This window comes from Halococcus sp. IIIV-5B (assembly GCF_003602035.1).
Classification (GTDB): domain Archaea; phylum Halobacteriota; class Halobacteria; order Halobacteriales; family Halococcaceae; genus Halococcus; species Halococcus salsus.
Genome location: NZ_QZWE01000014.1, coordinates 34152 through 61098, shown reverse-complemented (window position 1 = coordinate 61098; position 26947 = coordinate 34152). Strand labels below are relative to the sequence as shown.

The 26947-nt window shown below is 66.7% G+C and carries 27 protein-coding genes; 16 read left to right on the top strand and 11 right to left on the bottom strand.

What is annotated here, in order from left to right; genetic code table 11:
• Positions 1–9: 9 nt before the first annotated feature.
• Complete coding sequence (locus D3261_RS11035; protein ID WP_120072335.1) at positions 10–261, top strand: YhbY family RNA-binding protein; 252 nt, start codon at positions 10–12, stop codon at positions 259–261.
• Positions 261–1217, top strand: coding sequence for a mechanosensitive ion channel family protein (locus D3261_RS11030; RefSeq protein ID WP_120072333.1), 957 nt, complete (start codon positions 261–263; stop codon positions 1215–1217). Before D3261_RS11035 ends, D3261_RS11030 begins: the two co-directional genes overlap by 1 nt.
• A gap of 45 nt (positions 1218–1262) precedes the next feature.
• On the opposite strand, the gene D3261_RS11025 is transcribed toward D3261_RS11030, so the two are convergent.
• Positions 1263–1532, bottom strand: a complete 270-nt coding sequence (locus D3261_RS11025; protein WP_120072331.1) for an ArsR family transcriptional regulator — start codon at positions 1530–1532, stop codon at positions 1263–1265.
• A 1494-nt stretch (positions 1533–3026) separates the two neighbouring features.
• Between D3261_RS11025 and D3261_RS11015 the strand changes: the two genes are divergently transcribed.
• The 6 genes from D3261_RS11015 (at position 3027) to D3261_RS10990 (ending at position 8082) form a co-directional block, all read left to right on the top strand.
• A complete protein-coding gene (locus tag D3261_RS11015; RefSeq protein ID WP_120072326.1) occupies positions 3027–3398 on the top strand; it encodes a helix-turn-helix domain-containing protein in 372 nt (123 codons plus the stop codon).
• Entirely contained in the window at positions 3395–3736 is a 342-nt protein-coding gene (locus D3261_RS11010; protein WP_120072324.1) for a type II toxin-antitoxin system PemK/MazF family toxin, read from the top strand. The genes D3261_RS11015 and D3261_RS11010 overlap by 4 nt, the downstream gene beginning before the upstream one ends.
• A gap of 214 nt (positions 3737–3950) precedes the next feature.
• Positions 3951–4259, top strand: coding sequence for a hypothetical protein (locus D3261_RS11005; protein ID WP_120072322.1), 309 nt, complete (start codon positions 3951–3953; stop codon positions 4257–4259).
• A complete protein-coding gene (locus D3261_RS11000) occupies positions 4259–6094 on the top strand; it encodes a ribosome biogenesis/translation initiation ATPase RLI (protein ID WP_120072320.1) in 1836 nt (611 codons plus the stop codon). Before D3261_RS11005 ends, D3261_RS11000 begins: the two co-directional genes overlap by 1 nt.
• Before the next feature lie 17 nt (positions 6095–6111).
• A complete protein-coding gene (locus tag D3261_RS10995) occupies positions 6112–7395 on the top strand; it encodes a hypothetical protein (RefSeq protein ID WP_233553971.1) in 1284 nt (427 codons plus the stop codon).
• 51 nt (positions 7396–7446) lie between these two features.
• Complete coding sequence (locus D3261_RS10990) at positions 7447–8082, top strand: hypothetical protein (RefSeq protein WP_147464968.1); 636 nt, start codon at positions 7447–7449, stop codon at positions 8080–8082.
• Here D3261_RS10990 and D3261_RS10985 read toward each other — a convergent pair.
• Positions 8079–8597, bottom strand: coding sequence for an archaemetzincin family Zn-dependent metalloprotease (locus D3261_RS10985; protein WP_120072314.1), 519 nt, complete (start codon positions 8595–8597; stop codon positions 8079–8081). The genes D3261_RS10990 and D3261_RS10985 overlap by 4 nt on opposite strands.
• A gap of 39 nt (positions 8598–8636) precedes the next feature.
• On the opposite strand from D3261_RS10985, the gene D3261_RS10980 reads away from it, so the two are divergent.
• Together D3261_RS10980 and D3261_RS10975 are read left to right on the top strand one after the other, a co-directional pair.
• Complete coding sequence (locus tag D3261_RS10980) at positions 8637–9059, top strand: UPF0146 family protein (protein WP_120072312.1); 423 nt, start codon at positions 8637–8639, stop codon at positions 9057–9059.
• Positions 9056–9943 (top strand): TIGR01548 family HAD-type hydrolase, encoded by an 888-nt coding sequence (locus D3261_RS10975; RefSeq protein ID WP_120072310.1) that lies wholly within the window; start codon positions 9056–9058, stop codon positions 9941–9943. Before D3261_RS10980 ends, D3261_RS10975 begins: the two co-directional genes overlap by 4 nt.
• A gap of 55 nt (positions 9944–9998) precedes the next feature.
• Here the strand turns inward: D3261_RS10975 and D3261_RS10970 are convergent, their stop codons facing one another.
• Entirely contained in the window at positions 9999–10424 is a 426-nt protein-coding gene (locus D3261_RS10970) for a universal stress protein (protein WP_120072308.1), read from the bottom strand.
• A 206-nt stretch (positions 10425–10630) separates the two neighbouring features.
• Here D3261_RS10970 and npdG point away from each other — a divergent pair, with 206 nt between their 5' ends.
• Positions 10631–11293: an NADPH-dependent F420 reductase gene (gene npdG / locus D3261_RS10965; protein ID WP_120072306.1), complete on the top strand. Its 663-nt coding sequence runs from the start codon at positions 10631–10633 to the stop codon at positions 11291–11293.
• A 385-nt stretch (positions 11294–11678) separates the two neighbouring features.
• Positions 11679–13481, top strand: coding sequence for a Rieske (2Fe-2S) protein (locus D3261_RS10955; RefSeq protein ID WP_120072302.1), 1803 nt, complete (start codon positions 11679–11681; stop codon positions 13479–13481).
• 3 nt (positions 13482–13484) lie between these two features.
• Here the strand turns inward: D3261_RS10955 and D3261_RS10950 are convergent, their stop codons facing one another.
• From D3261_RS10950 to dnaK, 4 genes are all read right to left on the bottom strand, one after another.
• A complete protein-coding gene (locus D3261_RS10950) occupies positions 13485–13901 on the bottom strand; it encodes a hypothetical protein (protein ID WP_120072300.1) in 417 nt (138 codons plus the stop codon).
• Between the two features lie 372 nt (positions 13902–14273).
• On the bottom strand, positions 14274–14867 hold the full coding sequence (locus tag D3261_RS10945) for a VIT1/CCC1 transporter family protein (protein ID WP_120072298.1): 594 nt from the start codon (positions 14865–14867) through the stop codon (positions 14274–14276).
• Positions 14867–15154 (bottom strand): DUF211 domain-containing protein, encoded by a 288-nt coding sequence (locus tag D3261_RS10940; RefSeq protein WP_120072296.1) that lies wholly within the window; start codon positions 15152–15154, stop codon positions 14867–14869. The genes D3261_RS10945 and D3261_RS10940 overlap by 1 nt, the downstream gene beginning before the upstream one ends.
• Before the next feature lie 91 nt (positions 15155–15245).
• A complete protein-coding gene (gene dnaK / locus D3261_RS10935) occupies positions 15246–17156 on the bottom strand; it encodes a molecular chaperone DnaK (RefSeq protein ID WP_120072294.1) in 1911 nt (636 codons plus the stop codon).
• Between the two features lie 216 nt (positions 17157–17372).
• Here dnaK and D3261_RS10930 point away from each other — a divergent pair, with 216 nt between their 5' ends.
• On the top strand, positions 17373–18062 hold the full coding sequence (locus D3261_RS10930) for a YqjF family protein (protein WP_199693994.1): 690 nt from the start codon (positions 17373–17375) through the stop codon (positions 18060–18062).
• A 2-nt stretch (positions 18063–18064) separates the two neighbouring features.
• Here D3261_RS10930 and D3261_RS10925 read toward each other — a convergent pair whose 3' ends face one another.
• The gene (locus D3261_RS10925; protein ID WP_120072292.1) at positions 18065–18700 is read right to left on the bottom strand and encodes a nucleotide exchange factor GrpE; all 636 of its coding nucleotides are present in this window, start codon (positions 18698–18700) and stop codon (positions 18065–18067) included.
• Between the two features lie 133 nt (positions 18701–18833).
• On the opposite strand from D3261_RS10925, the gene D3261_RS10920 reads away from it, so the two are divergent.
• The gene (locus D3261_RS10920) at positions 18834–20168 is read left to right on the top strand and encodes a DEAD/DEAH box helicase family protein (protein WP_120072290.1); all 1335 of its coding nucleotides are present in this window, start codon (positions 18834–18836) and stop codon (positions 20166–20168) included.
• 41 nt (positions 20169–20209) lie between these two features.
• Entirely contained in the window at positions 20210–21730 is a 1521-nt protein-coding gene (locus tag D3261_RS10915; protein ID WP_120072288.1) for a DUF790 family protein, read from the top strand.
• A gap of 1 nt (position 21731) precedes the next feature.
• Here D3261_RS10915 and D3261_RS10910 read toward each other — a convergent pair whose 3' ends face one another.
• Both D3261_RS10910 and D3261_RS10905 read right to left on the bottom strand, forming a co-directional pair.
• Positions 21732–22244 (bottom strand): hypothetical protein, encoded by a 513-nt coding sequence (locus D3261_RS10910; protein WP_120072286.1) that lies wholly within the window; start codon positions 22242–22244, stop codon positions 21732–21734.
• Positions 22241–23149, bottom strand: coding sequence for an RsmB/NOP family class I SAM-dependent RNA methyltransferase (locus D3261_RS10905; protein WP_120072284.1), 909 nt, complete (start codon positions 23147–23149; stop codon positions 22241–22243). The genes D3261_RS10910 and D3261_RS10905 overlap by 4 nt, the downstream gene beginning before the upstream one ends.
• Before the next feature lie 81 nt (positions 23150–23230).
• Between D3261_RS10905 and D3261_RS10900 the strand changes: the two genes are divergently transcribed.
• Positions 23231–23965, top strand: a complete 735-nt coding sequence (locus tag D3261_RS10900) for a proteasome assembly chaperone family protein (RefSeq protein ID WP_120072282.1) — start codon at positions 23231–23233, stop codon at positions 23963–23965.
• A gap of 300 nt (positions 23966–24265) precedes the next feature.
• On the opposite strand, the gene gyrA is transcribed toward D3261_RS10900, so the two are convergent.
• Positions 24266–26707 carry a DNA gyrase subunit A gene (gene gyrA / locus D3261_RS10895; protein ID WP_199693992.1) on the bottom strand — a complete coding sequence of 814 codons (2442 nt, stop codon included), beginning with the start codon at positions 26705–26707 and terminating at the stop codon, positions 24266–24268.
• Positions 26708–26947 lie beyond the last annotated feature (240 nt).

Below are 26947 nucleotides of genomic sequence, written 5' to 3'. Positions count from 1 at the left end.
CAGCGGGACATGACGAGCGACGAGCAGACGCGCAGGGAACGCGCCCACGGCGTCGACGCCACCCTCCGGGTCGGGAAGGCCGGGATCGAGAGCGTCGCCGACGAACTCGACAGTCAGTTGAAGGAGCGCGACCTCGTGAAGGTGAAGTTCCTGCGGTCGGCGCGCGGCGGGACGACCACCGAGGAACTCACGGCGGAACTCGCCGATCGGGTGGGTGCCGAGGTGATCGAGACGCGCGGCAACACCGCCACCTACCACTGATGGCCGGTGTCCAGTTCGGCGTGCTCCAGGCGGGAACAGCGACCGGCAACAACAGTACAGTGCCCGAGGTCAACATCGAGGGGATCGGCGTGGTCGGGCGGACCCTCCGGGAGTTCGGCGTGGCCGGGACGTACGCGAAACCGCTCGGGGCGGCGATCTCGTTCGTGGTCGCGCTGGTCGCGGTCTACCTGGTCGGACGGGCCGTCGCGGTCCCGCTGTTCAGCCGTGCGCTCGGTCGCCAGGGCCTCGACGCCCACGAGCAACGCCCGCTCAAGCGCCTCTTTCGTATCCTCATCGGGTTCGTCGCGCTCGCGGTCGCGTTCAAGGCCGGACGACTCACCGGCTTCTTCACCTCGATCGCCGCCATCGCGGCCGCCGCGACCCTCGCGATCGGGCTGGCGCTCCAGGACACCCTCTCGAACTTCGTCGCCGGGGTGTTCATCTACACCGACCGCCCCTTCCGGATCGGCGACTGGATCGAGTGGGGCGGCCCGAGCGACGGCTACTCCGGCGTGGTCGAGGACATCTCCTTCCGGGTGACACGAGTGCGAACCTTCGACAACGAACTCCTCACCGTGCCGAACGCGGTGCTCACGGGCGACGTGATCAAGAACCCGGTCGCGAAGGACGAACTCCGGATCAGCTTCACCTTCGGGATCGGCTACGAGGACGACATCGAACAGGCCACGGACATCATCCTCGACGAGGCCGAACGCCACCCCGACATCCTCAGCGACCCGGCACCCACGGTGCGGATGAGCGAGAACCCGCTCGCCGACTCCTACGTCGGTCTGGTCTCGCGCTTTTGGATCGCCGACCCGAACCGGGCGGACTTCCTCAAGACCCGCGGGGAGTACGTCACCAACGTCAAGGACCGCTTCGACGCCGCGGGGATCGACATCCCCTACCCACAGGTCGACCTCTCGGGCACCGTCGACATCGAGAACAGGCGGTAGACGGACCGGGTTCGGTCTGGTTCGGGCGGTTTCTCCGACAGAAGTTCAGTCGTCGCAGACGGCGGTGTCGGCCTCCGGCAGGGTGTCGGGTGCGATCTCGTAGAGGTTCTGGCGGGCGTCGGCGAAGTAGACGTCCTCGTCGATCGCCCCGACGTTTTCGAGGCGTTCGAGCGCGTACCGAACGGTGCGCGCCGACAGCATCGACTCCTCGACGATCCCCTTCTGGGTCAGGGTGCCGTTGTACTCGAGGACCTTGAACACCAGCTTCGCGCTCGGCGGGAGGTCCACGAGCCCCTCCGCATCGGCTTCACTCATGGATCGTGGCCACGAGCGCAACGTGTATAAAACCGTGGTCCACGCGTGCCGAGCCCGTCGATCCGGGCCGTGACTAACGGAGTGTGAACCAGGGAGTAGCAGACCACCGGACTACTGAGAGTCGAGAAGGCCGACACGACGAACCGTTCCAGCAACAGCACAACGCCGAGAATCGAACCGACCCAGCGAGAACCACCGGAGATCACGCTATACAGCAGCGTGGGATCATTGACATCCTATTATAAGTACTGTAGCTACACAATACGACTTATGGAAGCAACCGCGAGCACGGACGAAGACTGGTGGTCATGGCAGTGGTCCGCAACGTTCACAGTGTTGTTCGGGTACTTCCTCGGAGCGATGTTGTGGATCGATGGGTTCCAAATTCCTGCTGGAGTGATTGGAGGATCGTCGGCCGTACTTGGGATGTACACTATTGCTGCAGGATAACGTACCCAACTTTGCACACGGGCCGGAAAGCGTCTCTGAGTGGGTGGCTCGCTCAGAAGAGCACACAAAGAACGCTGGTGGTCACTCGGTCACAGCTCCGGTCGGCGTGAATTACTGGATCCGAGCGGGAAATCTCGGACACGGTCTTGTCGATCCTGTGTGCAAAATGAAGGGGCGGCGTTCCGGGTTCGTACAACCCCGTGCACTTGCGTGAGGAGCAGCTTCCACGGTCTTCGTGCTCATACTTATCCCGCTGACCCTCCAAGGGGGCCGTGAGGCTCCCACAGTGATGTAGATGCGGTCAGCGACCGCTGGAGCACGTCGTTCATACGGCAGTGGGTTCGTCCTGTTTCATATATGGGGAGGGTATTGTAGGTGAATTATGGTCGACTGGAGCGCGCCCGCTTCCGAAGCAAGTAACAAACGTTTGTTCTACGAAATCGCTTTAGGGCTCCTCATTATAACCGGGCCGGCCCTACAACTCGCTGAAAATCGAGCTGTCTCTTTGGTATGGTTCGGTGTTGGGATAGTAGGAATGCTGTTCGCCCACGTCGGTTCGCAGACCTCGGTAGGACACAGGGTCGATAAGTGGTTCACAGGAATAGGAATTGGCGGACGGATCATCGCCATCGGCGTAGCCGTACTCACTATCTTGGGTGCTATCTGGACGTTCGCACCCCCAATAGTCCCCGTAGCGAGCTTTGTCGTTGGAAATACGGCTGTTCTCACCACAGTACCCGCTCTTCGGCTTCTAAGCCGCTTCAATAGTCGCAGCCGACAGCATCCGACCTGAAATCACCCCTGTCGGTAGCCACCCTCCTGCTTACAGGGTCAGCCTGAGAGCTAGAAGGCACTATCTTACCCCGTGGGCAGCCCATTTTCTACCAACAGGGCGACACGGATTTTTCTATTTCCAGAAATGCTCTTACTCGTCGATTAGTGCTCCGTGAGTTCATAGCGCGGATTCGTATGATTCCATAGCTGGTCTGCTGTAATGCAGTAAAATGGGTTTTAATATCCTCGAATACGTTGTAGTACACGACCATGCCGATCGCCGCTGACGACTTCGACCAACTCCCCGAGAAGGCGCTCGACCTCACAGAAGGGTCGAACGCCCAGATCGTCCTCACGTTCCTCTCCGAACACCCCGACGCGGCGTTTCGGCAAAACGAGATCATCGAGGGGACCGAGGTGAAAGCAGGAAGTGTCGGGCCGGTGCTGTCGCGGCTCGAAGAGCGCGGACTCGTGAGGCACAAGGGGAAGTATTGGACGATCGGGGAAGACGACCGACTGGCATCGTATGCAGCGATGGCACAGACGTTCGCAACCGCCGACGAACGATTTCCGGACGAGGATATGGGGGAGTGGCTAGAACACGCGGAAAACCCCTACGACGAACACAGTGAGGACAAATGACGTACCAGCGTGGGGATGTGATATGGGCGGTCGACCCGTATCGAAGCGGGTCGAATCCCCGCCCATGGGTACTCATCAGCAACGACTCGCTCCCGTACGCCGACTCCGAATATATAGCGATGATTCTGACGACGAAATCCCATCCGGGGAATCGTCGGCTCACAGCGAGTGACTGGGTATACGGGGGATCGCCACAGACGAGTTACATCTCACCGTGGACGGTCGGAACGATCAAGCACGACCAAACGAGAAACGTTCAGGGACGGCTCGGAGTGGACGTGGTTGAGGAAGTAGTCGGAGAACTCGAGTCGTATATCGAGGAAGAAGAGAGCGCGTGATGTGATACACGGCTCTCTGGGTCGAGTAGTAGAGGTAGGATATCTCGGTCTCCCCATCACGCTGTTCTAACGTTCCCACGAAACACGGAGGCATCCGGTCCGATCGTTTCTCGGCAGCGGTCGGTTCGGTCGCCAGAGTCGCGCCGAGCCCCTCGATCCGGGCCGTGGCCGACGAGAGCGAACGGCTTTTGAGCGCGCGTGGCCGAGTCGGGGTATGTCGACCGAGACGGTCAATGGACGGCCCGACGACCACATGCGGAGCCTCACGGTGGTGGCGCTCACCTCGCTGTCGGGCATCGCCGCCGCGCTGGTCTCCTCGGCGCTGGCTGGCGACGCCGCCCAGGCCACCGTCGGGCTCTATCCGCTCGCGGCCGCCATCCTGGTCCAGCTGCCGGCCCTCCGGCTGCTGGGCATCGACGTCGAGGAGTTCGGGCTGAAGGACAACCTCTACGTTGCGTTCATGACCTTCGCCTTCTGGTTCGTGACCTGGACGATCCTGCTGACCGCCGGTACCGCCGTCTAATGGCGGACGATTCGATCGCGGTCGTCGACCTCGACAGATGTCAGCCCGACCGCTGTAACTACGAGTGCGCCAACTTCTGCCCGCCGAACCGCACGGGTTCTGAGTGTATCGTCACCCGCGAGGAGCGCTACGGCGAGGACGAATCCGAAGGTGGCTACGACGGCGGCCCGAAGCAGATCTCGATCTCCGAGGACATCTGTCTCGGCGAGACCTGCGGGATCTGCGTCGAGAAGTGCCCGTTCGACGCCATCGAGATCATCAACCTCCCCCAGGAGCTCGACGATTCACCCGTCCACCGCTACGGCGAGAACTCCTTCGCGCTCTACGGGCTGCCCGCACCCAGTGAGGGCCGCGTCACCGGAATTCTGGGGCCGAACGGCATCGGGAAGACCACCGCCGTCCGGATCCTCGCCGGCGAGATCGCCCCGAATCTCGGCGAGTGGGGCGACCCCGCGGGCTGGGACGCGGTGATGGACGAGTACCGCGGCACGGAGATCCAGAGCTACCTCGAAGCCCTCCAAGACGACGCCGTGACGGTGGCCCGAAAACCGCAGTACGTCGACCGGATCCCCAACCGCTTCGACGGCAATACGAGAGAACTCCTCGAGAACACCGACGAGCGTGGCGTGCTCGACGAACTCGTCGAGCGGCTCTCGATCGGCCCGGTGATGGACCAGCCGATCGACTCGATCTCCGGGGGCGAACTCCAGCGCGTTGCGCTCGCCGCGACGCTCGCTCGCGAGGCCGACTTCTACTTCCTCGACGAGATCACGCCCTACCTCGACATCGGTCAGCGGATGACCGCGGCGCGGCTCATCGGCGAACTCGTCGGCGACGACCGCTCGATGCTGGTGGTCGAACACGACCTCGCGATCCTCGATCTCCTCGCCGACTCCCTCCACGTGGCCTACGGCGAGCCCGGGGCCTACGGCGTGATCACCGACCCGAAGTCGGTGAAGAACGGCATCAACGAGTACCTCTCGGGGTATCTCGACAACGAAAACATGAGAATTCGCCCGAACGCCATCGAGTTCGAGGAGCACGCCCCGCGGAGCACGAAGGGAGGTGACACCCTCGTCGAGTATCCCGACCTCGCGAAGTCCTACGGCGACGGCGAGTTCTCCTTGTCCGTGGAAGGCGGCACCATCTACGAGAACGAGGTCCTCGGCGTCGTGGGCCCGAACGGTATCGGGAAATCCACCTTCGCGGAACTCTTGACCGGCGAGCTCGCGCCCGACGAGGGCGAACTCGACACCCGACTCTCCGTGGCCTACAAACCGCAGTACATCCAGCTCGACCAGCCGATGCGCGTCGACTCGTACCTCGCCTCGATCACCACCGACTTCGGCACCTCCTACTGGAACACCGAGATCGCCCAGCCCCTCCAGCTCGGCCGCGTGATGGAGCAGAATTTAACCGATCTCTCGGGCGGCGAACGCCAGCGCGTCGCGATCGCGGCGTGCCTCTCGGAGGACGCCGACCTCTACGTGCTCGACGAGCCCTCGGCCCACATCGACGTCGAACAACGTGTTCAGGCCATCTCCGCGATTCGACGGTACACCGAGAACCACGACGCGACCGCGCTCGTCATCGACCACGACACCTACATGATCGACCTGCTCGCCGACCGGCTGCTGGTGTTCGACGGCGAGCCCGCCCAGTCCGGGCACGCGAGCCCGCCCGTGGGAATGCGCGAGGGGATGAACCGGTTCCTCTCGGACCTCGACGTGACCTTCCGGCGTGACGAGCGCGTCGGTCGGCCCCGGATCAACAAACCCGGGAGCCAGCTCGACCGCGAGCAGAAACGCGAGGGCGAGTACTACTACACGGCCTGATGGGCTGGCGTTCGAGGGTGCGACGCCGGGTTCGTCAGCCCTCGAAACGGCGCGCGCTGCTTCTCGCCGGCTGTTCGGCGCTCCTGGTCGCGCTCGCGCTCGTCGGCTTCGTGAGCGCCGCAACCCCACACCTCGCCGTCGACGGGGACCGACCGGCGACGAACACGCTCGTCGGCCTCCAGGGCTACCAGGACGAGGGCGGCGCGATGATGGTCGCGCCGAACGGGACAGTGATCTGGGAGTACACCGCGGTCGGCAACGTCTTCGACGTCGAGGCGCTCGGCCCCCATCGAGTGCAGATCGCCGGGTCGGACGAACGGCCCGACAGCCAGTGCCCCGCGCGGTACGCGACCGACAACGTCTCCGGCTGTGCACACAACACCGTGCGGATCGTCGATCCACGGACCAACGAGACGCGCTGGCGGTACGGCTGGTACGACGTCGAGCGCCACGAACACGAACTCCACGACGTCGACCACTACACCGTCGACGGCGCGGACCGCTGGGTGCTCGCCGACATGGGCAACGACCGGGTGTTCGCCATCGACCGGAACGGCTCGGTCCAGTGGCAGTGGAACGCCAACGCGACCTACGACCGGCCCGCGGACATGGGCCCCGAGGGCGACTGGACCCACATGAACGACGTCGACAGGCTCGGGAACCGGACCTTTCAGGTCAGCCTCCGGAACTTCGACACCGTCGTCGAACTCCGCGTCGCCCCGAACGGGTCGGTGTCGGTGATGCCCGTCCTCGGCCCGAACCACTACACACCGGCGGGCTACGTCGGCCCGCTCGCCGCCCAGCACAACCCCGACCGCCTCGCCGACGGCCACGTCCTCGTCGCCGACTCAGAGGGCGACCGCGTCGTGGAGTTCGATCAGAAAGGCAATCGCGTCTGGGCCGCCGGCGGGAGCGCCCGCTTCGACTGGCCGCGCGACGCCGACCGCCTCGCCAACGGAAACACCCTCGTCGCGGACTCGTACAACGACCGCATCGTGGAGGTCGACGCGAACGGCGAAACCGTCTGGGCGGTGAAAACGGGGCGACTGCCCTACGACGCCGACCGGATCCCCGCGGATGGAGCGGGCGAGGGAAGCGCCGACCACCCGACCGCCGACGAGCCGCGGTTCGACTCCCGGCTCAACGAGACGGGTCGAACGGTGCGGGCCGCGACCTTCGGCGTGACGCTCGCGAAGTACGGCCTCCCGATGTGGCTCGTCGGCGGACCGGGGCTGCTCGTCGCCGGTCTGGTCAGCGGGGTCGCCGCGCTCGTCGAAGCTCAGCGATGGCGGCGAAGCTGAAGCGGACGGATCCGCCACAAAGCACTTGCCGACTCTGTGAACGGGTCCGCTATGACCCCGACAAGGCGGGCGGTGCTTCGTGCCGGCGGTGGGGTGCTCGCGGGCGGACTGCTCGCAGGCTGTGTCGACGATTCGTCAGGTGGAGGCGGCGGGTCCGATACGATGGCGACGGCGGAACCCACGCCGAGCGGGCCGTGGACCGTCACCGGGCGCGCGGACGGCCCTATGCCGACCACACGATCCATCGAAACGCAAGCATCGACCAGCGGTGAGACGACACCGGAAACGACTACCGTGAACCATAGCTGTGAGGGCGCGAGGGATCTCTCGTTCTACGCGCTCGACAACCCGCCGAGTTGGACCCGGCAGACGGTCTACGTCGCGTACTCGCTCGAGACGAACGCGAACGTAGTCCTCGTCGTGTTCGAGGGCGATACCGTTCTCGGAAGCGAGGGGTACCGGTCTCCCGATGGTGGTGTGGCTGTCGACGGACAACCGATCCGTCTCAACGAGCCGCTCACTGGCGAGCACACGATCCGAGCGGTGATGTACGCCGACCCGGGGGATGGTGAGTTCGATCCGGGGAGTGCCACGCCGTGCCGGTACGAAGGCGAGGTGGTGCAGACAGGTCCCGAAACTATCGATTTCGGTTCGTTCGCGTCGAGCACGACGACGGAGACGGATTAGACCAGCCGTTTGCAGTCGCGACAGAGGTGTTGGCGTTTGACGTCGACCTCGCGGACGGTGGGCGAGAAGTTCATGACACAGCGCTCGTCGCTACAGTGTTCGAGGCCGAGGGTGTGGCCGATCTCGTGGACGACCTCCTTGCGGACGCGGTCGGTGAAGACGTCACGCTCGGAGCGGTCGAGGCTCCCGCCGTCGGCGGCGGTCTGGAGGCGGTAGGTCGAGACCACGCTGCCGTTACCCGAGAGGTAGGCGAGACCGAAGACGTAGTTGCGACGGCGGTAGAAGAGGTCCTGCGTTGTGAGCGCGATGTTCTTCTCGGCACTGCCGACCCGGCCCGCGAGCTCGATGAACGATTCGGCGCGGTACTGCCCGCGGTTCTCGTCGTAGGCGTCGTCGGGGAGCGCGTAGGCGTCGTGGAGCGTGACGTCGCAGTCATACACCGACCGCAATCCGGCCGAGGCCGCCCGCTTGATGCGGACGGGGACGTCACCGACCGGCACGATGTCGACGTGCATACGAAGGGATTAGGTCGCGGCAATCATAAATGACCCGACGTGAACCCCACCATCGCGGCGCTCGCCGACCGACTCGCGGGATTCGACGCCCTCGTCGAGGTCGGCGTCGGTCGCCGAACCGACCTGGCTCGCGCGCTCGCCGACGCCGGCGCGCGGGTCACCGCGACTGACATCCACCCGCGAACGGTACCCGCGGCCGTCTCGTTCGAACGGGACGACCTCACCGCACCGGATTCCAGAATCTACGCCGGAGCCGATGCAGTATATGCCCTGAACCTCCCGCGCGAACTCCACCGCCCGGCACGCGCCGTCGCCCGTGAAGCCGGCGCGGCGTTCCTCTTTACGACCCTCGGGAACGAGTTCCCCGCCATCGACGCGACCCCCGAGACCCTGCCGGGCGAGACGCTCTACACGGTGACGACGGGTGGCCGAACGCCGGCCGGCGAACGGAGGCGAGCATGAAGGCCGACGCGGTGGTGCTCGACATCGACGGCGTCGTGGTCGACGTCGCCGACTCCTACCGGCGAGCGATACGCGAGTCGCTCGACGTCGTGCTCGGCGAGTCGATCGACGACAGAGCTGTGCAGGCGTTCAAGAACGCCGGCGGGTTCAACAACGACTGGGAGCTCACGGACGCCGCGGCGCTCTACCTCCTCGCGAGCCGTGAGGGGCTCGACGACGACATTGGCACGTTCACCAGTCGGATCGCGGCCACCGGCGGCGGGCTCGACGCCGCCGAAGTGGTGGTCGCCGACGCGCTCGGTCCCGCCGAACGCGAACGCGTCCTCGCGGCGTGGGACCCCGGCCGCCTCCGCGACGTCTTCCAGACCCTCTATCTCGGGCCCGAGCGCTACGCCGAGATCGAGGGCGGCGAGCCCGATCCCGACCTCGCGGAGGGGGTCGACACCGGGTTCATCGACGACGAGTCGGTCCTGCTCGACGGGGATACGTTGGACTGGCTCACCTCGAACTTCGAAGTCGGGGTCGTCACCGGCCGACCAGCCGCCGAGGCGGAGATCGCGCTCTCGCGGGCCGGTCTCGACCTCCCCGAGAACCACCGCTTCACGATGGACAGTTCGCTCCCCGGGAAGCCCGACCCCGCGGCGCTCGTCGAACTCGCCGAGCGCTTCGGGGCGGAACGCGTCGTCTTCGTCGGCGACACGCTCGACGACGTCCGCACGGCGAACAACGCTGTCGAGGCCGACCCGGAACGCGAGTATCGGGGGGTCGGCGTGCTCACTGGCGGGCTCTCGGGCGAGGCCGGGCGCGAGGCGTTCGAACAGGTCGGAGCCGACGCGGTGCTCGACTCGGTCGACGACGTGGTCGACCTGCTCGATCCCGTGTAGCCGTGTTCTGAAAGGGTGGTCGCCGACCGTGGCGACTGGCCGCCGCTATGACCGGTCACACCACCAAGACCGGGACGGCGGCGGCCCCGATAACCCGTTCGGTCACGCTGCCGAGGAACACCCGGTCGAGGCCGGTCACGCCGCGCGTGCTCATCACGATGAGGTCGATCCCGGTGTCGTCGGCGTATCGAAGGATCTCCTCGGCGGCGACGCCACGACGAACCGCCGTCTCGACGTCGAGGCCGCGGTCCTGGGCCGCCTCGGCGAAGACCCCAATCGCGGTCTCGGCGACCTCGTAGCGGTCGAGGTCCACTTCGTCGACCGCCGAGGGTCTGCTGTCGTAGAACACGGTGCTGGTCGGTTCGGCGACGTGGAGCAGGTGGACCGTCGCGTTCCACCCCGTCGCGAGGTCGAACCCGTCGTTGATCGCGTCGGTCGCGTTGTCGCTCCCGTCCGTCGGAAAGAGGAGATCGGTGTACATTGGCGCTCCCGTGTTTCGAGTGGCCGACGTCGCTGTTCGGTCGGATCGACGCGACCGACCAGCATAGCACCCTGCCCGGCGAGCGCCGGTTTGTCGGGGTTCGAACCATCATCCACGACCCACGACCAGCGCCGTCTCACGGCCACCGACGAGGTGCCACATCGGCGTCACACAACGTTTATTCGGCGTTCGATCGAGGAACAGGTATGCGAATCGCGCTCTGTGGCGGCACCGGCGACATCGGCACTGGCCTCGCGCTCCGGTGGACCCGCGACACCCCCCACGAGGTCGTTATCGGCTCCCGCGACCCGGAGAAGGCCCGCGAACACGCCGAGCGCTACGAGGACGAACTCCGTAGTAGAGATATCGAGGGCAAGGTCAACGGGTTCGACAACGCGATGGCCGCCGACCGCGCCGACGTGGTCGTGCTCTGTGTCCCCGCCTACCACCTCGCGGACACCATCGAGTCGATAACGGACGGGCTCGACGACACGGTCCTCGTGAGCCCCGCCGTCGGGATGAAGAACCAGGACGGAGCCATGACCTACAACCCGCCGAGCGCGGGCAGCGTGACCGCCCTCGCCGCGGGGGCCGCCCCTGACGGCGTTCCGGTAGTCGGAGCCTTCCACAACCTCGCCGCCGGTCGGCTCGCGGACCTCGACGCCGACCTCGACTGGGACGTGCTCGTGGTGGGTGACGATAGCGACGCCAAATCGACGGTCGAGGACCTCACGACCGAGATCGAGGGGATCCGGGCGCTCGACGCCGGCCCGCTCGCCGCCGCACCCGAAGTCGAGGGGTTGACGCCGCTCCTGATCAACCTCGCCGGCAACAACGACCTCCACGACCTCGGCGTTCGATTTCACTAAACCTCCACTCCGTTTCCACTTTTTTGCTGCGGGGGGTTCCGCTCGCTGCGCTCGCTTCACCCCCGCTTGCAAAAACCTGGACTAAAAACGGCCGCTCGCTCCCGCCGGTCGCTCGCGGTGGGACCACTAACCGATTCCGCACCGAAACCGCTCCCGCACCGCTTCCGCCGAAGCCCTCGCGCTCCCTTCGGTCGCGCTCGCCCTTTCATCCTCCAGGGACCGCGCCGCCACCGCCCCGCGGCCGCCGGCCGCACCACAGCGGCCACCAATCCGGTTCCTGATCGCGATCTTCCGGAATCCGTTCGCCACGGCGTGGTCGTTCAGCATATCCTACAAATACGGATTTCAGGGAACGGTTTTGTCGGTTCCACACGGATCTGCACCCATGGCAGTCGAAAACACGAAGTACGTGCGGGTCGCCTCGTTGCCCGACCTCGAAGCCGAGGGCCAACAGGTCGTGAACGCTGGCGGGCGGCCGGTCGCGCTGTTCCACCACGAGGGCGAGGTCTACGCCGTCGACAATCGCTGTCCCCACATGGGGTTCCCGCTCACCCGTGGCACCATCGACGAGGGGATCCTGACCTGCCACTGGCACCACGCGCGCTTCGAATTGGAGGCGGGGGACACCTTCGACCTCTTCGCCGACGACCTCCAGACCTTCCCCATCGAGATCCGAGATGGAGAGGTCTACCTCGATCCCGAGCCCGAACCCGACGTGCCGCCCGCGACGCGGTGGCGCAACCGGCTCGCCGACGGCCTCCAGGAGAACCTCTCGCTCGTGATGGCGAAGTCGGTCATCGGGCTGGACGACGTGGCGCAGAGCGCCACGGAACGGTCGAGCGGCGAGCGAAGCGAGCCGCGAGACGAGAAGGGTGAGGGGTTCTACACGCCGCTCGAAACCGCGGTGAACTTCGGGACGAAGTACCGCGCGATGGGCTGGGGCCGCGGCCTCACGACGCTTGGCTGTATGGCGAACCTCTACGACGCCGTCGGCGGGCGCGACAAGCGTCGCGCGATGTTCCTGGGAGTGCGCGAGGTCGCGAGCGAGTCCGCGGGCGAACCACCCCGCTTCCAGCAGTACGCTTTCGACAACCGGGATCTCTCGAAGGAACGGCTGAAATCCTGGTTCCGGAACACCTGTGAGGTCCGCGACAGCGACGGGGCCGAGCGGTGTCTCCTCACCGCCATCGCGTGCCTCCCACCCGAGGACGTGGCCGAGATCGTCTTCGCTGGAGCCACCGACCACCGCTACATGAACGCGGGTCACACCCTGGATTTCATCAATACCGCCTTCGAGACCGTCCAGCACCTCGGATGGGACGAGCACGCCGATAGCGCGCTCGCCTCGACGGTGGCGCAGATCACGGACGCCACCCGCTCGGAGGAGCTCTCCTCGTGGCGACAGCCAGTGGACATCGCGGGGCTGTGCGCCGACGCGAACGATTCCCTGCCTGACCTCGTGGCGGCGGGCGACGGGAAGGAGTGGGACGAACCCGAGGCGTTCGTCGAGACGCTGCTCGCGGACGACGCCGAGGCGATCATCGACGCGCTCACGGACGCGGTCCGGAACGGGGCGACGACGACCGAACTCGCGGACGCGGTGGCACGGGCCGCGACGAGACGCGTCGCGTGGTTCGCGACCAACAACGAGTTCCGCGACTGGAACACGGTCCACCACACCCTCACCTACGCCGACGCGGTCCGGCGCGCGACCGAGAAGACCGACGCGACCGAGCTCTATCGAGCCTGCTTCGACGGCGCGATGAGCGTCTACCTCGACCGGTTCCTCAACTCGCCGCGTGCGCCGGTCCCGGAGCCCGGCGAGACCGACCACGCGCCCGAGGAGATCCGGGAGGAGCTGCTCGACGCGTTCGACGAGCAAGGCAAGGTCAACCGTGCGGCGAGCCTCGTGAGCGAGCACTTCGACGCGGGCGGCGATCCCGAGGACCTGAAACGCACTCTCGGCCGGGGGTTGCTCCGCGAGGACGCGAACTTCCACACCCTGCAGAACGTCGAGACCGCCTTCCGCCGGTTCGAGACCGTGGAAGACGACGAAGAGAAACGATTGGCGTTGCTGGCGTGTGCGCGCTACATGGCGGCGCACTTCCCGACCCGGCGTTCGGCCGAGCAGACGTTCTCGATCGCGACCCGGCTCCACCGTGGCGAGCGCCTCCACGAGGTGGAGTAGCGCTCAGAGAATCCCAGCCTGCATGAGAACCAGCCAGAAGACGATCGCGAAAGCCACGATCACCACCGCAGCGAGGCCGAGCCAATACCATCTGGATCGATAGAGTCGCCGTTTCGCGTCGGTGTCGAGCGCATCCGACGACCGCGGCAGCCACCGCCAGACGACGTAGCCGGGAAACACGAGAAACGAGCCCCCCATCGTAGTCGTCGAGAGACCAACCCAATCGGGCGTCGATATCGTGACCAGCCCCCACGTCCCGTCGATGACGATGCTGTCGACGAGCTGCACGGTCAATCCCGTCAGAAACGAGACACGTACGATCAGCGGCACGTTCGGCTGACTACGCAGTTCGTAGTAGCCACCTAAAACGAGGAACGTCGCGAGGCCGACCAGCAACCCGACAACTCCTGCATCGACCATGCGCTACTATGCTGGGCCTCTCCCATAAGTTCGGTTGGATCGCTCGGGAAAGTTATGTGACTGCGGTGGCGCGCGGGAGTGCCGGAGGCACGACTCGCGCGTGGGATGAGCACCGTGGTTCGAGAGAGCTTCGCTCTCTCGTCATCACGAAACGGCTTCGCCGTTTCGAACGACAGTGAGCGAGTGGAACGAGCGAGCAAGGAGCGCAGTCGGTTGGGGTGGCTCGTGGCTGTTGCGGGGCGGTTGCGGAGCGGAAAGTCGTTGTACCGTGAGTGAGGCGAAGCCGAACGAGCGGCAGTTTTTAGTCCAGGTTTTTGCGACGAGTGGTTAGCGAGCGCAGCGAGCTAACCCGAGGAGTAAAAAAGTGGGTGTTTATCCGGGAAGGAAGACGTTGATCACCGCGACCACGATGCCGGCGAGCCCCATCCGCGCGCCCGCGACGTACCACCGCTGACGCGAGATCGAGGCCATGTAGGCCCCGAAGGTGAACAGCACGCCGACCGCGACCGCGACGGAGGCGATGGTGGCCTCGAACATCGTGAGGACCGTGGCCTCGAACAGGAACGGCGTGAGCGGGAGGACGAGCCCGAGCAACGGTCCCAGACCGCTCATCGCGGCGTTCACGACCTGGTTGCTCATCTTGTCGCGCTCGACCTGGGTGTCGCTGAGGTCCGCGAGCATCGCCTCCTCGGTCTCCTGGATCTCGGCGCGCATCTCCGCGCGCTCGATCTCCCAGACGCTCCAGACCCCGGAGGTACAGAGCCCGACGGCGGCGGCGAGGCCGAGGCTCACCACCGTGAGGCCCTCGTCGATCCCCGAGAGATACGCGCCGACGGTGACCCCGACACCGGTGAGCGCGCCGTCGAAGCCGTTCGAGACGAAGTACCGCCGGGCGATCGGCCCCACCATGTCGGTGCCGACCCGATCGAGCACCGACCCTCCATCCGAATCCGAACCGACCGCCATCAGTCCTGCGGGGTCGGCATCTCGTCGACGATGTACTCGCCGCAGGCGACCTGGTCGACCGAGTGGACCTGCCCGCCCGTGTCCTCGATGGTCTCGGTGACGGCCTCGAAGTCGATGTCCTCGCCCTCGATGGTGAACTTGATGTTCCGGACCTCCTCGTCCATCTCGACGAGGATGGCGTTCACGCCGCCGACGCCGTCGAGCTCGGCGACCCGCTGTGCGACCGAGAGCATCGTCGGCTGGTGGGGTTTGAGGACGTCGATGACGAGCTGGCGGATGGTGGCCATGGCATCGAATAGGGGGTCAGCGCACTAAGGGTGTGTTGATCCGCCAACGAAAGTGGCACTTCAGTTGGGATTCGAGAACGCGAATGCCGATCTAGTTCTCGTCGTCCTCGTCGCCCGACGATTCGTCGACGTCCTCGAAGTCGGCGTCGACGTACTCGTCGTCGTCCGCGTCGGGGTCGCCACCCATGTCACCCATGCCGCCGGGACCCGCGCCCGCACCGCCCATCCCGCCGGCACCGCCCGCGGCCTGCTGGGCGGCCTCCTGCTGTTGGTACATTTGCTTGCCGATCTCCTGAAGCTCGGTCGAGAGGCTCTCGGTCGCGTCCTCGAGTTCCTCGGTTGTAGCGTCCTCGTCCTCCAGCACTTCCTCGACCTCGCCGATGGCGTCCTCGATGTCGGCCCGGAGGTCGTCGTCGACCTGCTCTTCGTTCTCCTCGAGGAGCGTGTTCGCGCGCTGGACGGAGCTCTCGGCGTTGTTGCGCGCCTCGATGCGCTCACGGCGCTGCTCGTCCTCTTCGGCGTACTGCTCGGCCTCGTCCTGCATCCGGTCGATCTCCTCGTCCGAGAGGCCCGCACCGCCCTCGATCGTGATGTCCTCGGAGTTGCCCGAGCCCTGGTCCTCGGCCGCGACGTTCACGATACCGTTCTCGTCGATGTTGAACGTGACCTCGATCTGCGGGGTGCCCGCGGGCGACGGCGGAATTCCTGCAAGCCGGAACTCACCCAGCAGCTCGTTCTCGTTGGCGATCTCGCGCTCGCCCTGGAAGACTCGGACCTGAACCTCGGTCTGGTTCGCGGCGGCGGTGGTGAAGATCTTCGACTCCTCGGTCGGGATGGTCGTGTTCTTGTCGATGAGGCGCTCGAAGAGGCCACCTTTGACCTCGATACCCAGCGAGAGCGGCGTCACGTCGAGCAACACGATGTCGTCGACGTCGCCCGAGAGCACGCCGCCCTGGATCGCCGCGCCCAGTGCGACCGCCTCGTCGGGGTTGACGTTCTTCTGGGGCTCCTTGTCCACGAGCTCCGAGACCTGTTCTTGGACCTGGGGCATCCGGGTCGAGCCGCCGACGAGGATGACCTCGTCGATGTCGTCGGCGTCGTAGCCCGCGTCCGAGAGCGCCTGTTGGGTCGGTTCGACGGTTCGCTCGATGAGGTCCGACGTGAGCGACTCGAACTTCGCCCGCGAGAGCTTCTCTTCGAGGTGAACCGGTCCCGAGTCCGTCGCCGTGATGAACGGGAGGTTGATCGTGGTCTCCTTCCGGTTCGAGAGTTCGATCTTGGCCTCCTCCGCGGCGTCCTTCAGCCGCTGGAGGGCCTGGCGGTCCTCCCGGAGGTCGAAGCCGTGGTCGGACTCGAACTCCTTCGCGAGCCAGTCGATGATGGCCTGGTCCCAGTCGTCGCCACCGAGATCGTTGTCACCGTTGGTCGCGACGACCTCGTAGACACCGCCACCCAGATCGAGTACCGAGACGTCGAACGTGCCCCCTCCAAGATCGTAGACCATCACCGTCTGGTCGGACTCGTCGTCGAGGCCGTAGGCCATCGAGGCGGCCGTCGGCTCGTTGATGATCCGCTCGACGTCGAAGCCCGCGATCTCGCCGGCGTCCTTCGTGGCCTGGCGCTGGCTGTCCGAGAAGTACGCAGGCACGGTGATGACCGCCTTCTCGACCTCGTCGCCGAGGTACTCCTCGGCGTCGCGTTTGATCTTGCCGAGGATCAGCGCCGAGACCTCCTGGGGCGTGTAGTCCTCACCGTCGATGTCGACCTCGTAGTCCTCGCCCATGTGGCGCTTGATCGAGTTGATCGTGCGGTCCGGGTTCTGGATCGCCTGGTTTTTGGCGGGTTTGCCCACGAGGCGCTCGTCATCGGTGAAGGCTACCACCGACGGCGTGGTGCGGTCGCCCTCGCCATTGACGATGATCTCGGGGTCGCCACCCTCCATCACCGCGAACGCGCTGTTCGTCGTCCCCAAGTCGATACCGAGGATCTTGTTGCTCGCCATTGTTGGGAACCCCTATCGGTTTCCGCCGGTTAAAAGTTGCTACATCAGCCGTCGTCGTCGAACGCGCGATACCGTCCCCTTACAGCGTTTTCGAGGGATTCGGTCGTGAAACCAGCGGGACGAACCCCGGACCGCAATACCATCGTTCCGGCGGACACCGTGTGACGAACGGTCCGTGGGTGAAAGCCAAAAGCGCCTCGAACCCGTGTTCCGGCTATGGTCGTCCCTCTCGAGATGCACTGGCGTGAACTCCTCTTCGCCAACTGGCCGCTCCCACCCGAGACCGTCGCCGCCCACCTCCCCGACGCGCTCGACGTCGACACGTTCGAGGGCGAGGCGTGGCTCTCGGTCGTGCCCTTCACCAACGCCGCCGTCCGCCCGCGCGGGGTACCGGAGCGATTCGGCGTCGACCTCCCCGAGCTCAACCTCCGGACCTACGTCGACGTCGACGGGACGCCCAGCGTCTACTTCTTCAGCCTCGATGCCGAGGGGATCGCGGGCGTACTCGGCGCGCGGCTGTTCCACCACCTGCCGTACTACTACGCCCGGATAACCCACGAATCGAGAGGGCACCGGAACCGGTTCGTGAACCACCGCCGCCATCCCGGCGCGCGACCCGCCGACTTCCGCGCGAGCTACGAACCGACCGAGGGCGAGGTCGAGACCGGGACCGGAACCCTCGCCGACTTCATCACCGAGCGCTATCGCTTCTACACCGAAGCGCCGGACGGCACCATCCGATACTCGAACGTGAGCCACGACCGCTGGCCGCTCTCGCGGGCCGACGTGACGATCGAGGGGAACTCGCTCTTTCGCGCCAACGGCTTCGCCGACCCCGAGAGCGACCCGGTTCACTTCTACAGTCCGGGGGTCAGGATCGCGGCCTCGGCGAGCCGCCGCCGGTAAGGTTACTCGCTGACGGTGACCTGCGCCGGGCGGAGGACCTTCTCGCCCATCTCGTAGCCCGGGCGGTAGACCTCCGCGACGGTGTCGCTGGGCTCGTCGCTGTCGACACGGAGCATGACCTCGTGGCGCTGCGGGTCGACGGCGTCGCCGGGCGCGGGGTCGATCGGGTCGACGTTCTCGTCGTCGAGCACCCGGTCGAACTCCTCCAGGGTGCTCTCGACGCCCGGCCGGATGTCGACCTCCTCGTCCTGGTCGAGCGCCCGCGAGAGGTTGTCGCGGACCTCGAGGAGACGGGTGACGAGGTCCTCGGTCGCGCGGGCCTCCTGTTCCTCCTGGCGCTGTTTCGTCCGTTTCTTGTAGTTCTGGAAGTCCGCCTGCTTGCGTTTCAGCTGGGTTTCGAGCTCCTCGACCTCGTCGGCGCGTTCCGCGGCCGTCGCGGCGCGCTCGCGGAGGTCGTCCACCTCGCGCGCGAGTTCCCCGTCCGCGTGTTCCTCGACGCGTTCGACGAGGTCCGCGGCCGTCGCGTCGGTCTCCGGGGCCGCGTCGTTCGCCGTCGACTCGCCGGTCGCCGCCTCCTCGACCGGCACCTCCTCCGGTTCGTTCGGGTCGCTCGACGGCCCGCCGTCGTTCTCGGTCATGGTCGAGGGGAGCCGATACACGGACAAAAGGATTCAGGAATCGTGCGCCGCTCGACGGACCCGGTGCCGACCATTGGGGGCGCATCCGGATGCTCGACGGCGGGTATAAGCGCCCGCGACCCACAGGGTCGGCGTGGCCGCCACGCTGACCTACGAGAACGGCACCCTCCGGGTCGAGGGTGTCGACCTCGACCTGCCGTTCGTCGAGGCCGACCCGCGTTCGAAGACGGCCAGAGCGCCCGCGTTCCGCTACGCCGAACTGCGCGATGCCCTCGACGAGCGTGGGGTCGCGGTCGACGACCGGGTGCTCGACGCGCCGGGGCTCGACGTGGCTTCGGCGTACGAACTTCGTGACTACCAGAGGGAAGCGCTCGACGCGTGGCGGGCGAACGACGACCGCGGCGTACTCGAACTCCCGACCGGGAGCGGGAAGACCGTCATCGGCATCGAGGCCATCGAAGCCCTCGGGGTCGCGGCGCTCGTGGTGGTCCCCACGATCGACCTCCTCTCACAGTGGCGGCACGAACTCGAAACCGAATTTTCGGTTCCGGTCGGCCAGCTCGGCGGGGGCGAACAGCGCGTCGAACCCCTCACCGTGGCGACCTACGACTCGGCCTACCTCCGGGCCGACGACATCGGCGACCGGTTCGGGCTGGTGGTCTTCGACGAGGTCCACCATCTGGGTGGGAAAGGCTACCGCGAGATCGCGCGCCTGCTCGCCGCACCCGCGCGGCTGGGGCTGACCGCGACGTTCGAGCGGCCCGACGGCGCGCACGAGGCGATCGCCGAGCTCTGTGGCCCACTGGTTCACCGTATCGCGGCCGACGACCTCGCCGGAGGTCACCTCGCGGCCTACGACGTGAAACGCGTCGAGGTCTCGCTCACCGACGCCGAACGCGCCGCGTACGACGAACATCGGGAAATCTTCACGAACTACCTCGCGCGCTCGAACCTCGATATGCGAAGCGGGAGCGACTACCGGAAGCTCGTGATGCGCTCGGGGAACGACCCGAAGGCGCGCGCGGCGTTGCTCGCCAACCAGCGCGCTCGCGAGGTGATGATGAACGCCGCGGCCAAAGTCGAGACCCTCGCCGACCTCCTCGACCGCCACCGCGAGGACCGGGTCATCGTCTTCACCGCGCACAACGACCTCGTCTACCGGCTCTCCGAGCGGTTCCTGCTCCCGGCGATCACTCACCAAACGGGCGCGGCCGAGCGCCGCCAGGTCCTCGAGAACTTCCGGGACGGGACCTACTCGCGGGTCGTCACCGCGAACGTCCTCGACGAGGGGGTCGACGTGCCGGACGCCAACGTCGCGGTGGTGCTCTCGGGCAGCGGCTCCGAACGGGAGTTCACCCAGCGCCTCGGCCGGGTGCTCCGCCCGAAGGCCGATGGAGGGCGGGCGCTGCTCTACGAGGTCGTCACCGAGGAGACCGCCGAGGAGCGGGTCGCCGAACGGCGGCGGTAGCGGCGAGTACGGTTTTTACGTCGTGGTTCCTCAGCTTCGGTGTGCTCACGAAGGACCTCCTCCGCGTGTCGCGCGCCGGCGGGGGCTACCACCCGCAGTTCGCGACCCCGGACGACCGGCGGCTCGCGGCGCGGGTCATCGGGGTCTATCAGGGCCACGTCGGCGAGACGCGGGCGGACCTCGACGACGCGCTCGCCGACCTCGAACACGAGGCCGACGACTTCAAACTCGTCCGCGGGTTCGCGAAGCTCGTCGACCGGGAGGCGACCTTCGAGACGCGCGCCGGGATCGACCCCGAACGAACCCGAAGCGCCGTCTTCGCCGCCGCGGAGTCGGTCGGGGTCGTCACCGAGGGCGAGCGCGAGACGGCGCTGTCGCGGGCCGCCGACGCGCTCGATGCGTCACCGGAGGTCGTCGAGCGGTCGCTCTACGCCGACCTCGACGAACGGCAGGTGCTCGTGGCGGTCGACGTCCCGTGGGACCCCGACGGACTGCTCACGCAGTACGACCTCTCGATGGCCCAGACCGCCCTCTTCGACGCGACCGAGGTCCGGATCAGGTGTTCGGACCCGCGAGCGGTCGTCACGGCGGTGAAACGCCTCCGGCTGATGTACGAGATCCGACGGACCGGCGAGCGAGGAGGGACGCTCTCGGAACGCGAAGTCGTCGTGACGGGCCCCGACAGCGTGTTTCGACGGACCAGACGCTACGGCACCCGGTTCGCCCGACTCCTCAGAAGTGTCGCCGGGGCGGGGGAGTGGGTGTTCGCGGCGACCATCGACGACCACGGCACCGAGCGCGAACTCCGGCTCACGGACGATGACCTTCGCGTGCCGGGAACCGAACCCGTTGTCGAGGTGAGCTACGACAGCGCGGTGGAGGCCGACTTCGCGACCCGGTTCGCCTCGCTCGACCTCGACTGGGACCTCGTGCGCGAACCCGAACCGCTCGAAACGGGTGCGAGGGTGATGATCCCGGACTTCGCGTTCGAGTGGAAGTACGGGAACTTCCGGGTCTACTTCGAGATCATGGGCTTTTGGACCCCGGCGTACGTCGCGAAGAAGCTCTCACAGATCGAGGGGCTCGAAGCCGTCGAACTCCTCGTCGCGGTCGACGATTCCCTGGGGGTGGGCGAGAAGCTCGACGCCCGCGACGCCCGCGCGATCCCCTACTCGAAGCGGGTCCGGCTCAAGGACGTCCGGGACGCACTCCGAGGGTACGAGGAGCGACTCAACGACGAACGCGCGGCGGCGCTGCCGGACGAACTCGTTCCCGAGGCCGACGTCGTCCCGCTCGCCGAGCTCGCCACCGACTACGGCGTTTCGGAGGCCGTCGTCGAGGGGAAGCGGTTCCCCGAACACGACCGCGTCGGACGCACGCTCGTTCGCCCGGCGGTGCTCGCGTCGCTCGACGAGACGATCGAACCGGGGATGGCGCTCTCGGCGGCCGAAGCCCGCCTCGACGAGATCGGGATCGACGACGCCAGCGCCCTCCTCTCGAAACTCGGCTATCGGGTGGAGTGGGAGGGACTGAGCGGCGGTACGGTGCGGGAGAAGGGCTGAGTCAGAGGTCGCGTTGGCGGCCCTTCGGGATCTGTGACCGGAGCTCGTCGTGGAGGTAGAGCCCCACACCGAGGGGCTCGGGCTCGCCGGCGACGTCGTGGGCCGCGACGAGGTAACCCCAATCGCCGTCCCACTCGATTTCTTGATCTTCGCCCGCCACGAACCGCCGGGCCTCGTCGCGGGTGAGGTCGATCACGTTCTCGGTGGCGTGTCCGCCGAAGCGCTGGGCCGCGTCAGTGGTGGGTTTCCAGTGCTCCTGCCGGGTTCGGAGGCAGGTCATCCCAAGCGCCTCGATCTCGACCGGTTCCTCCATTTCGCCCGCGAAGGCCCAGACCTTCCCCGCACCCTTCTCCCAGAAGGTGTACTCGTCGAAGACGGTGGGAGAGACGCCGTAGCGGTCGTGCCAGAACTCTACGACTTCCTCGCGGGTCGCTCGCCCCTCGACGGAGCGGTCGGCGGCGGTCGCGGGCAGGCGGTCGAACCGCGAGCCGTCGTTCCCGTTTGGACCACTCATCCCGTGACCTCCAACTTCGCACAGAAAAATCCTCCCGTGTCGTTGAGATGGGGGTAGACCCGCTTCGCGCGCTCGACGCTCGAGTCGAAGTGCTCGCCCTCCCACTCGGTGACCCCAGGTCTCGTTTCGAGCCCGCACTCGAACTCGACGAGCCGACAGTCCTCGCCATCGAGAACCGCGTCCAGCACCGCCTCGTTCTCCTCCGGCGCGAAGGTACACGTCGAGTAGACCACCGTTCCACCCGACTTGGTCGCCTGGACCGCCCGCTGAAGGATCGACTTCTGCGTGCCGGCGATCGATTCGATTCGTTGTAACGACCACTCGTCGAGCGCGTCGGGATTCTTTCGAATGGTGCCCTCGCACGAACACGGCACGTCGACGAGCGCGCGGTCGAACGCCTCGAAGTCGAACGGCGCGAGCGAGTAGTTGCCGGCGTCCCGGTTCGTCACGGCCATCGAAGTCACCCCCAGGCGCTCGGCGTTGAACCGGAGGGCCGAGAGCCGTCCGAGGTTCCGGTCGTTCGCGACCACGAGCCCGCGGTCGTCGGCGAGCGCCGCGAGCTGGGTGGCCTTCCCGCCGGGGGCGGCACACGCCGCGAACACCCGGTCGCCCGGTTTCGGGTCACAGACCGTCGCCGGCAGCGCCGAGACCTCCTCCTGGCCGTGGAGCCAGCCATGGAACGCACCCCACGTCCGGCCGGTGGTCGTGCCGTCGAGCTTCACGAGCCCCGGGTGCCAGTCGGGTGACTCGAACTCGACGCCCTCCTCGTCGAGCGCTCGCTTAGCGCGTTCGACGTCCGTCTTGATGGTGTTGACCCGGGCGACGTGGCCGAGCGGGCGCTCACAGACCGCGCGGAACGCCGCGAAATCGTCGACGAGGGGTTCGTATCTGTCGAGGGGGTCCATTACCGCCGGTCGTCGGCGCGGTCGCTTGTCGATTTCGGAGTCCGGGGAAGAGCTATGTCGGCGCGGCGACTGGTTCCACCTATGGCCCGTATCGACGTCGTGGCCGACATCGAACTCGACTCGCCGACGCTCGTCGAGGGGCTCCCCGGGGTCGGCCTCGTCGGGAAGACCGTCGCCGACCACCTCGTGAACGCCTTCGAGATGGAGTACTACGCGGGCGTCCACTGCGACGGCGTCCCCCAGGTCGGGGTCTACCGCGGCGAACGCTCCGCGCTGGTCCCACCGGTCCGCCTCCACGCCGACCCCGACCGGAACCTCGTCGTGCTCCAGAGCGACGTCCCCGTCTCACCCTCGGAAGCGACCGCCTTCGCGGCCTGCGTGACCGGCTGGCTCGACGAGCACGACGTCACCCCGATCTACCTCTCGGGGCTGCCGGACCAGTCCGACGGCCCCCGCGAACTCTACGGCGTCTCGACCGGCAACGGCGACCGCCTGCTCGACGACGCGGGGATCGTCCCACCCGCCGAGGGCGGCCTCGTCAGCGGCCCGACCGGCGCGTTGCTCTACCACGCGGGCCGAGTCGGTCTCGACGGCGTCGGCCTGATCGTCGAGACCAACCCCCAGTTCCCGGACCCCGAGGCCGCCCGGGTCGTCCTCGAACACGGAGTCGCGCCGATCGCCGACGTCGAGGTCGAGACCCAGGACCTGACCGAACGCGCCGAGGAGATCCGCGAGGCCCGCGAGCGACTCGCCGAACGGATGGCCGAAGCCGAGGACGAGAGCTCACAGGCCGAGCCGTTGCGGATGTTTCAATAAAACCCCACCTTTTGCTGCGCTCGCCTTCGGCTCCCTGGCAAAATGTGGATCAAAAGCGCTGCGCGCTCCCGTTGGTCGCGCTTGCGCCCGCTCACTCGCTTCGCTCGTTCGCGGTACAATAACTACCGACTCCGCCACCGCACCGGCCGCCGAAGCCCTCGGCCACTCACTCCGCTCACGGGTCATTGCATTCCCCGTTCGCATCCGAGGTTCTCCCTTCGGTCGAACCTCGCTCCGTTCGGGCCTCGCCCTTCATCCACCAGGACCGCACCGCGACCGCGCCGCCGCCGCGACGGCGGCCTACTGGACTTCGGAGAGGACGTCGAGACAGGCGACGTGGTCGCCGTCGGCAAGTTGCATCACCCGGACGCCCTTCGTGTTCCGGCCGACGGCCGAGATGTCCTCGACGTGGGTTCGAATGATCTGGCCGCTCTGGCTCATCACCACGAGGTCGTCGTCGGCGGTGACGGTCTCGATCGCCGTCACGCCGCCGTTACGGTCGCCGGTCTTGATGTCCTTCAGCCCCTTGCCGTAGCGCGATTGGGTCCGGTACTTCTCCATCGGGGTGCGCTTGCCGTAGCCGTTCTCGGTGAGCGTGAGGAGGTCGTGGTCGTCGTCGGCGACCACCAGCCCGGCCACCGCGTCGTCGTCGGTGAGTTTGATCGCGTTCACCCCACGGGCGCTCCGCCCCATCTCGCGGGCTTCCCCCTTCGGGAACCGGATCGCCATCCCCTGCTCGGTGGCGACGATCAGGTCGCCCTCGTCGTCGGTGACGGTCACGTCGACGAGCTCGTCGCCGTCTTCGAGCCGGGTGGCGATCAGACCGTTCGAGTGGATGTTCTCGAAGTCGGTGGCACAGGTCCGCTTGATGTACCCCTCGCGCGTGACCATCGTGAGGCACTGGTCCTCGTCGTCGAGGTCGTCGGTCGCCACCACAGCAGTAATATCCTCGCCGTCGTCGAGGTCGACGAGGTTCACCGCGGACTTCCCGCGCGCCGTCCGACCCATCTCGGGCACCTCGTAGACCTTGAGTCGGTAGACGTAGCCCTGGTTGGTGAAGCACAGGAGATAGTCGTGGGTGTTCGCCCGGAAGACCGCCGACACCCTATCGCCTTCCTTGAGTTTCGTGCCGATGATCCCCTTGCCGCCGCGCCCCTGCGCCTCGAAGTTCGCCGCCGGCATCCGCTTGATGTAGTCGTTCTGGGTCACCACCACGACCACCTCCTCCTCGGGGATGAGGTCCTCGCGGGTCACGGTGCCGTAGTCCTCGACGATCCGCGTCCGGCGGTCGTCGGCGTACTCGGCTTTGACGTCCCGGAGCTCGTCGGTGATCACCCGGTCGAGCTCGGCGTCGCTCCCGAGGATGGTTTCGAGCCGGTCGATCTCCGTCTGGACGTCCTCGTACTCCGCCTCGATCTCCTCGACCTCGATCGAGGTCAGGCTCCCGAGCTGCATCCGCACGATGTGGTCGGCCTGGCGCTCGGAGAGGTCGTAGGAGTCCTGCAGGGCGGCCTTCGCCGCGTCCCGGTCCTCGGCGTCCCGGATGCGCTCGATGACGTCCTCGGCGTTTTCGAGCGCGGTCAGCCGACCTTCGAGGATGTGGGCTCGGTCCTCGGACTCGGCAAGGTCGTGTTCGGTGCGCCGGCGGACCACCTCGCGACGGTGGTCGAGGTAGTGCCCGAGAAGCTGTTTCAGGTCGAGGACCTGTGGCTCGCCGTCGACCAGCGCGAGGTTGATCACCCCGAAGGTCTTCTCGAAGCAGTGTTCGAGGAGCTGGTTCTCGACCACGTCGGTGAGCGCGCCGCGCTTGAGGTCGATGACGATCCGGATGCCGTCCCTGTCCGACTCGTCACGGAGGTCGGAGACCCCTTCGAGGGTGCCGTCATTGACGAGGTCCGCGATGTGCTCGACGAGTTTGGCCTTGTTCTGCTGATAGGGGAGTTCGGTGACGACGATCCGATCACCACTCGAGTTCTCCTCGATCTCGTAGCTCGCGCGCATCCGGACCCGACCGCGACCCGTGGTGTAGGCCGAGTGGATCGCCTCGCGACCGACGATCTCCGCGCCGGTCGGGAAGTCGGGCCCCTTCACGTGCTCCATCAGGTCCTCGACGACGCAGTTCGGGTTCTCGATGAGGTGGATCGTGGCGTCGATCACCTCCCCGAGGTTGTGCGGCGGGACGTTCGTGCTCATCCCGACCGCGATACCGGACGAACCGTTGACGAGGAGGTTCGGGAAGGCCGCCGGGAGCACGTCGGGCTCTTCGAGGCGGTCGTCGTAGTTGGGGACGAAGTCGATGGTGTCCTTCTCGATGTCCGAGAGGAGCTCCTCCGCGATCGGGCTCATCCGGGCTTCCGTGTAGCGCATCGCCGCCGGCGGGTCGCCGTCGACGGAGCCGAAGTTACCCTGGCCGTCGACGAGCGGTGCGCGCATCGAGAAGTCCTGGGCCATCCGGGCGAGCGCGTCGTAGATCGCCGAATCGCCGTGCGGGTGGTAGTCGCCCATCGTGTCGCCCACGACGGAGGAGGACTTCCGGTGGCCCGCACGGGAGGTGACGCCCTCCTCGTGCATCGCGAAGAGGATCCGGCGGTGGACGGGTTTGAGACCGTCGCGAACGTCGGGGAGCGCCCGACCCGCGATGACGGACATCGCGTAGTCGATGTAGGACTGCTCCATCTCGTCCTCGATACGGACCGAATCCATCGACGCGTCGGGACCGCTTGGGGGAATATCAGAACTCATGGATCAGGGGTGTGTCGCGGTTTCGGTGGCCGGTCGGCCGCGGCGGTGCGGCCGCGGTACGGTTGCGGTGCGGTCCTGGTGGATGAAGGGCGACGGCGCGAAGCGCCGGAGGGCTTCTGCGGCCGGTGCGGTCGCGGTGCGGCGTCGCCAGTGGTCCCACCGCGAGCGAACGGAGTGAGCGAGCGGGCGCGAGGGTGACCGAACGGGAACCCGACGCGCTTTTGATCCACATTTTGCCAG

Coding starts and splice junctions, on each gene's coding strand:
- D3261_RS11035 (WP_120072335.1), top strand. CDS start 10: ATGACGAGCGACGAGCAGACGCGCAGGGAACGCGCCCACGGCGTCGAC.
- D3261_RS11030 (WP_120072333.1), top strand. CDS start 261: ATGGCCGGTGTCCAGTTCGGCGTGCTCCAGGCGGGAACAGCGACCGGC.
- D3261_RS11025 (WP_120072331.1), bottom strand. CDS start 1,532: ATGAGTGAAGCCGATGCGGAGGGGCTCGTGGACCTCCCGCCGAGCGCG.
- D3261_RS11015 (WP_120072326.1), top strand. CDS start 3,027: ATGCCGATCGCCGCTGACGACTTCGACCAACTCCCCGAGAAGGCGCTC.
- D3261_RS11010 (WP_120072324.1), top strand. CDS start 3,395: ATGACGTACCAGCGTGGGGATGTGATATGGGCGGTCGACCCGTATCGA.
- D3261_RS11005 (WP_120072322.1), top strand. CDS start 3,951: ATGTCGACCGAGACGGTCAATGGACGGCCCGACGACCACATGCGGAGC.
- D3261_RS11000 (WP_120072320.1), top strand. CDS start 4,259: ATGGCGGACGATTCGATCGCGGTCGTCGACCTCGACAGATGTCAGCCC.
- D3261_RS10990 (WP_147464968.1), top strand. CDS start 7,447: ATGACCCCGACAAGGCGGGCGGTGCTTCGTGCCGGCGGTGGGGTGCTC.
- D3261_RS10985 (WP_120072314.1), bottom strand. CDS start 8,597: ATGCACGTCGACATCGTGCCGGTCGGTGACGTCCCCGTCCGCATCAAG.
- D3261_RS10975 (WP_120072310.1), top strand. CDS start 9,056: ATGAAGGCCGACGCGGTGGTGCTCGACATCGACGGCGTCGTGGTCGAC.
- D3261_RS10970 (WP_120072308.1), bottom strand. CDS start 10,424: ATGTACACCGATCTCCTCTTTCCGACGGACGGGAGCGACAACGCGACC.
- npdG (WP_120072306.1), top strand. CDS start 10,631: ATGCGAATCGCGCTCTGTGGCGGCACCGGCGACATCGGCACTGGCCTC.
- D3261_RS10955 (WP_120072302.1), top strand. CDS start 11,679: ATGGCAGTCGAAAACACGAAGTACGTGCGGGTCGCCTCGTTGCCCGAC.
- D3261_RS10950 (WP_120072300.1), bottom strand. CDS start 13,901: ATGGTCGATGCAGGAGTTGTCGGGTTGCTGGTCGGCCTCGCGACGTTC.
- D3261_RS10945 (WP_120072298.1), bottom strand. CDS start 14,867: ATGGCGGTCGGTTCGGATTCGGATGGAGGGTCGGTGCTCGATCGGGTC.
- D3261_RS10940 (WP_120072296.1), bottom strand. CDS start 15,154: ATGGCCACCATCCGCCAGCTCGTCATCGACGTCCTCAAACCCCACCAG.
- dnaK (WP_120072294.1), bottom strand. CDS start 17,156: ATGGCGAGCAACAAGATCCTCGGTATCGACTTGGGGACGACGAACAGC.
- D3261_RS10930 (WP_199693994.1), top strand. CDS start 17,373: ATGGTCGTCCCTCTCGAGATGCACTGGCGTGAACTCCTCTTCGCCAAC.
- D3261_RS10925 (WP_120072292.1), bottom strand. CDS start 18,700: ATGACCGAGAACGACGGCGGGCCGTCGAGCGACCCGAACGAACCGGAG.
- D3261_RS10910 (WP_120072286.1), bottom strand. CDS start 22,244: ATGAGTGGTCCAAACGGGAACGACGGCTCGCGGTTCGACCGCCTGCCC.
- D3261_RS10905 (WP_120072284.1), bottom strand. CDS start 23,149: ATGGACCCCCTCGACAGATACGAACCCCTCGTCGACGATTTCGCGGCG.
- D3261_RS10900 (WP_120072282.1), top strand. CDS start 23,231: ATGGCCCGTATCGACGTCGTGGCCGACATCGAACTCGACTCGCCGACG.
- gyrA (WP_199693992.1), bottom strand. CDS start 26,707: ATGAGTTCTGATATTCCCCCAAGCGGTCCCGACGCGTCGATGGATTCG.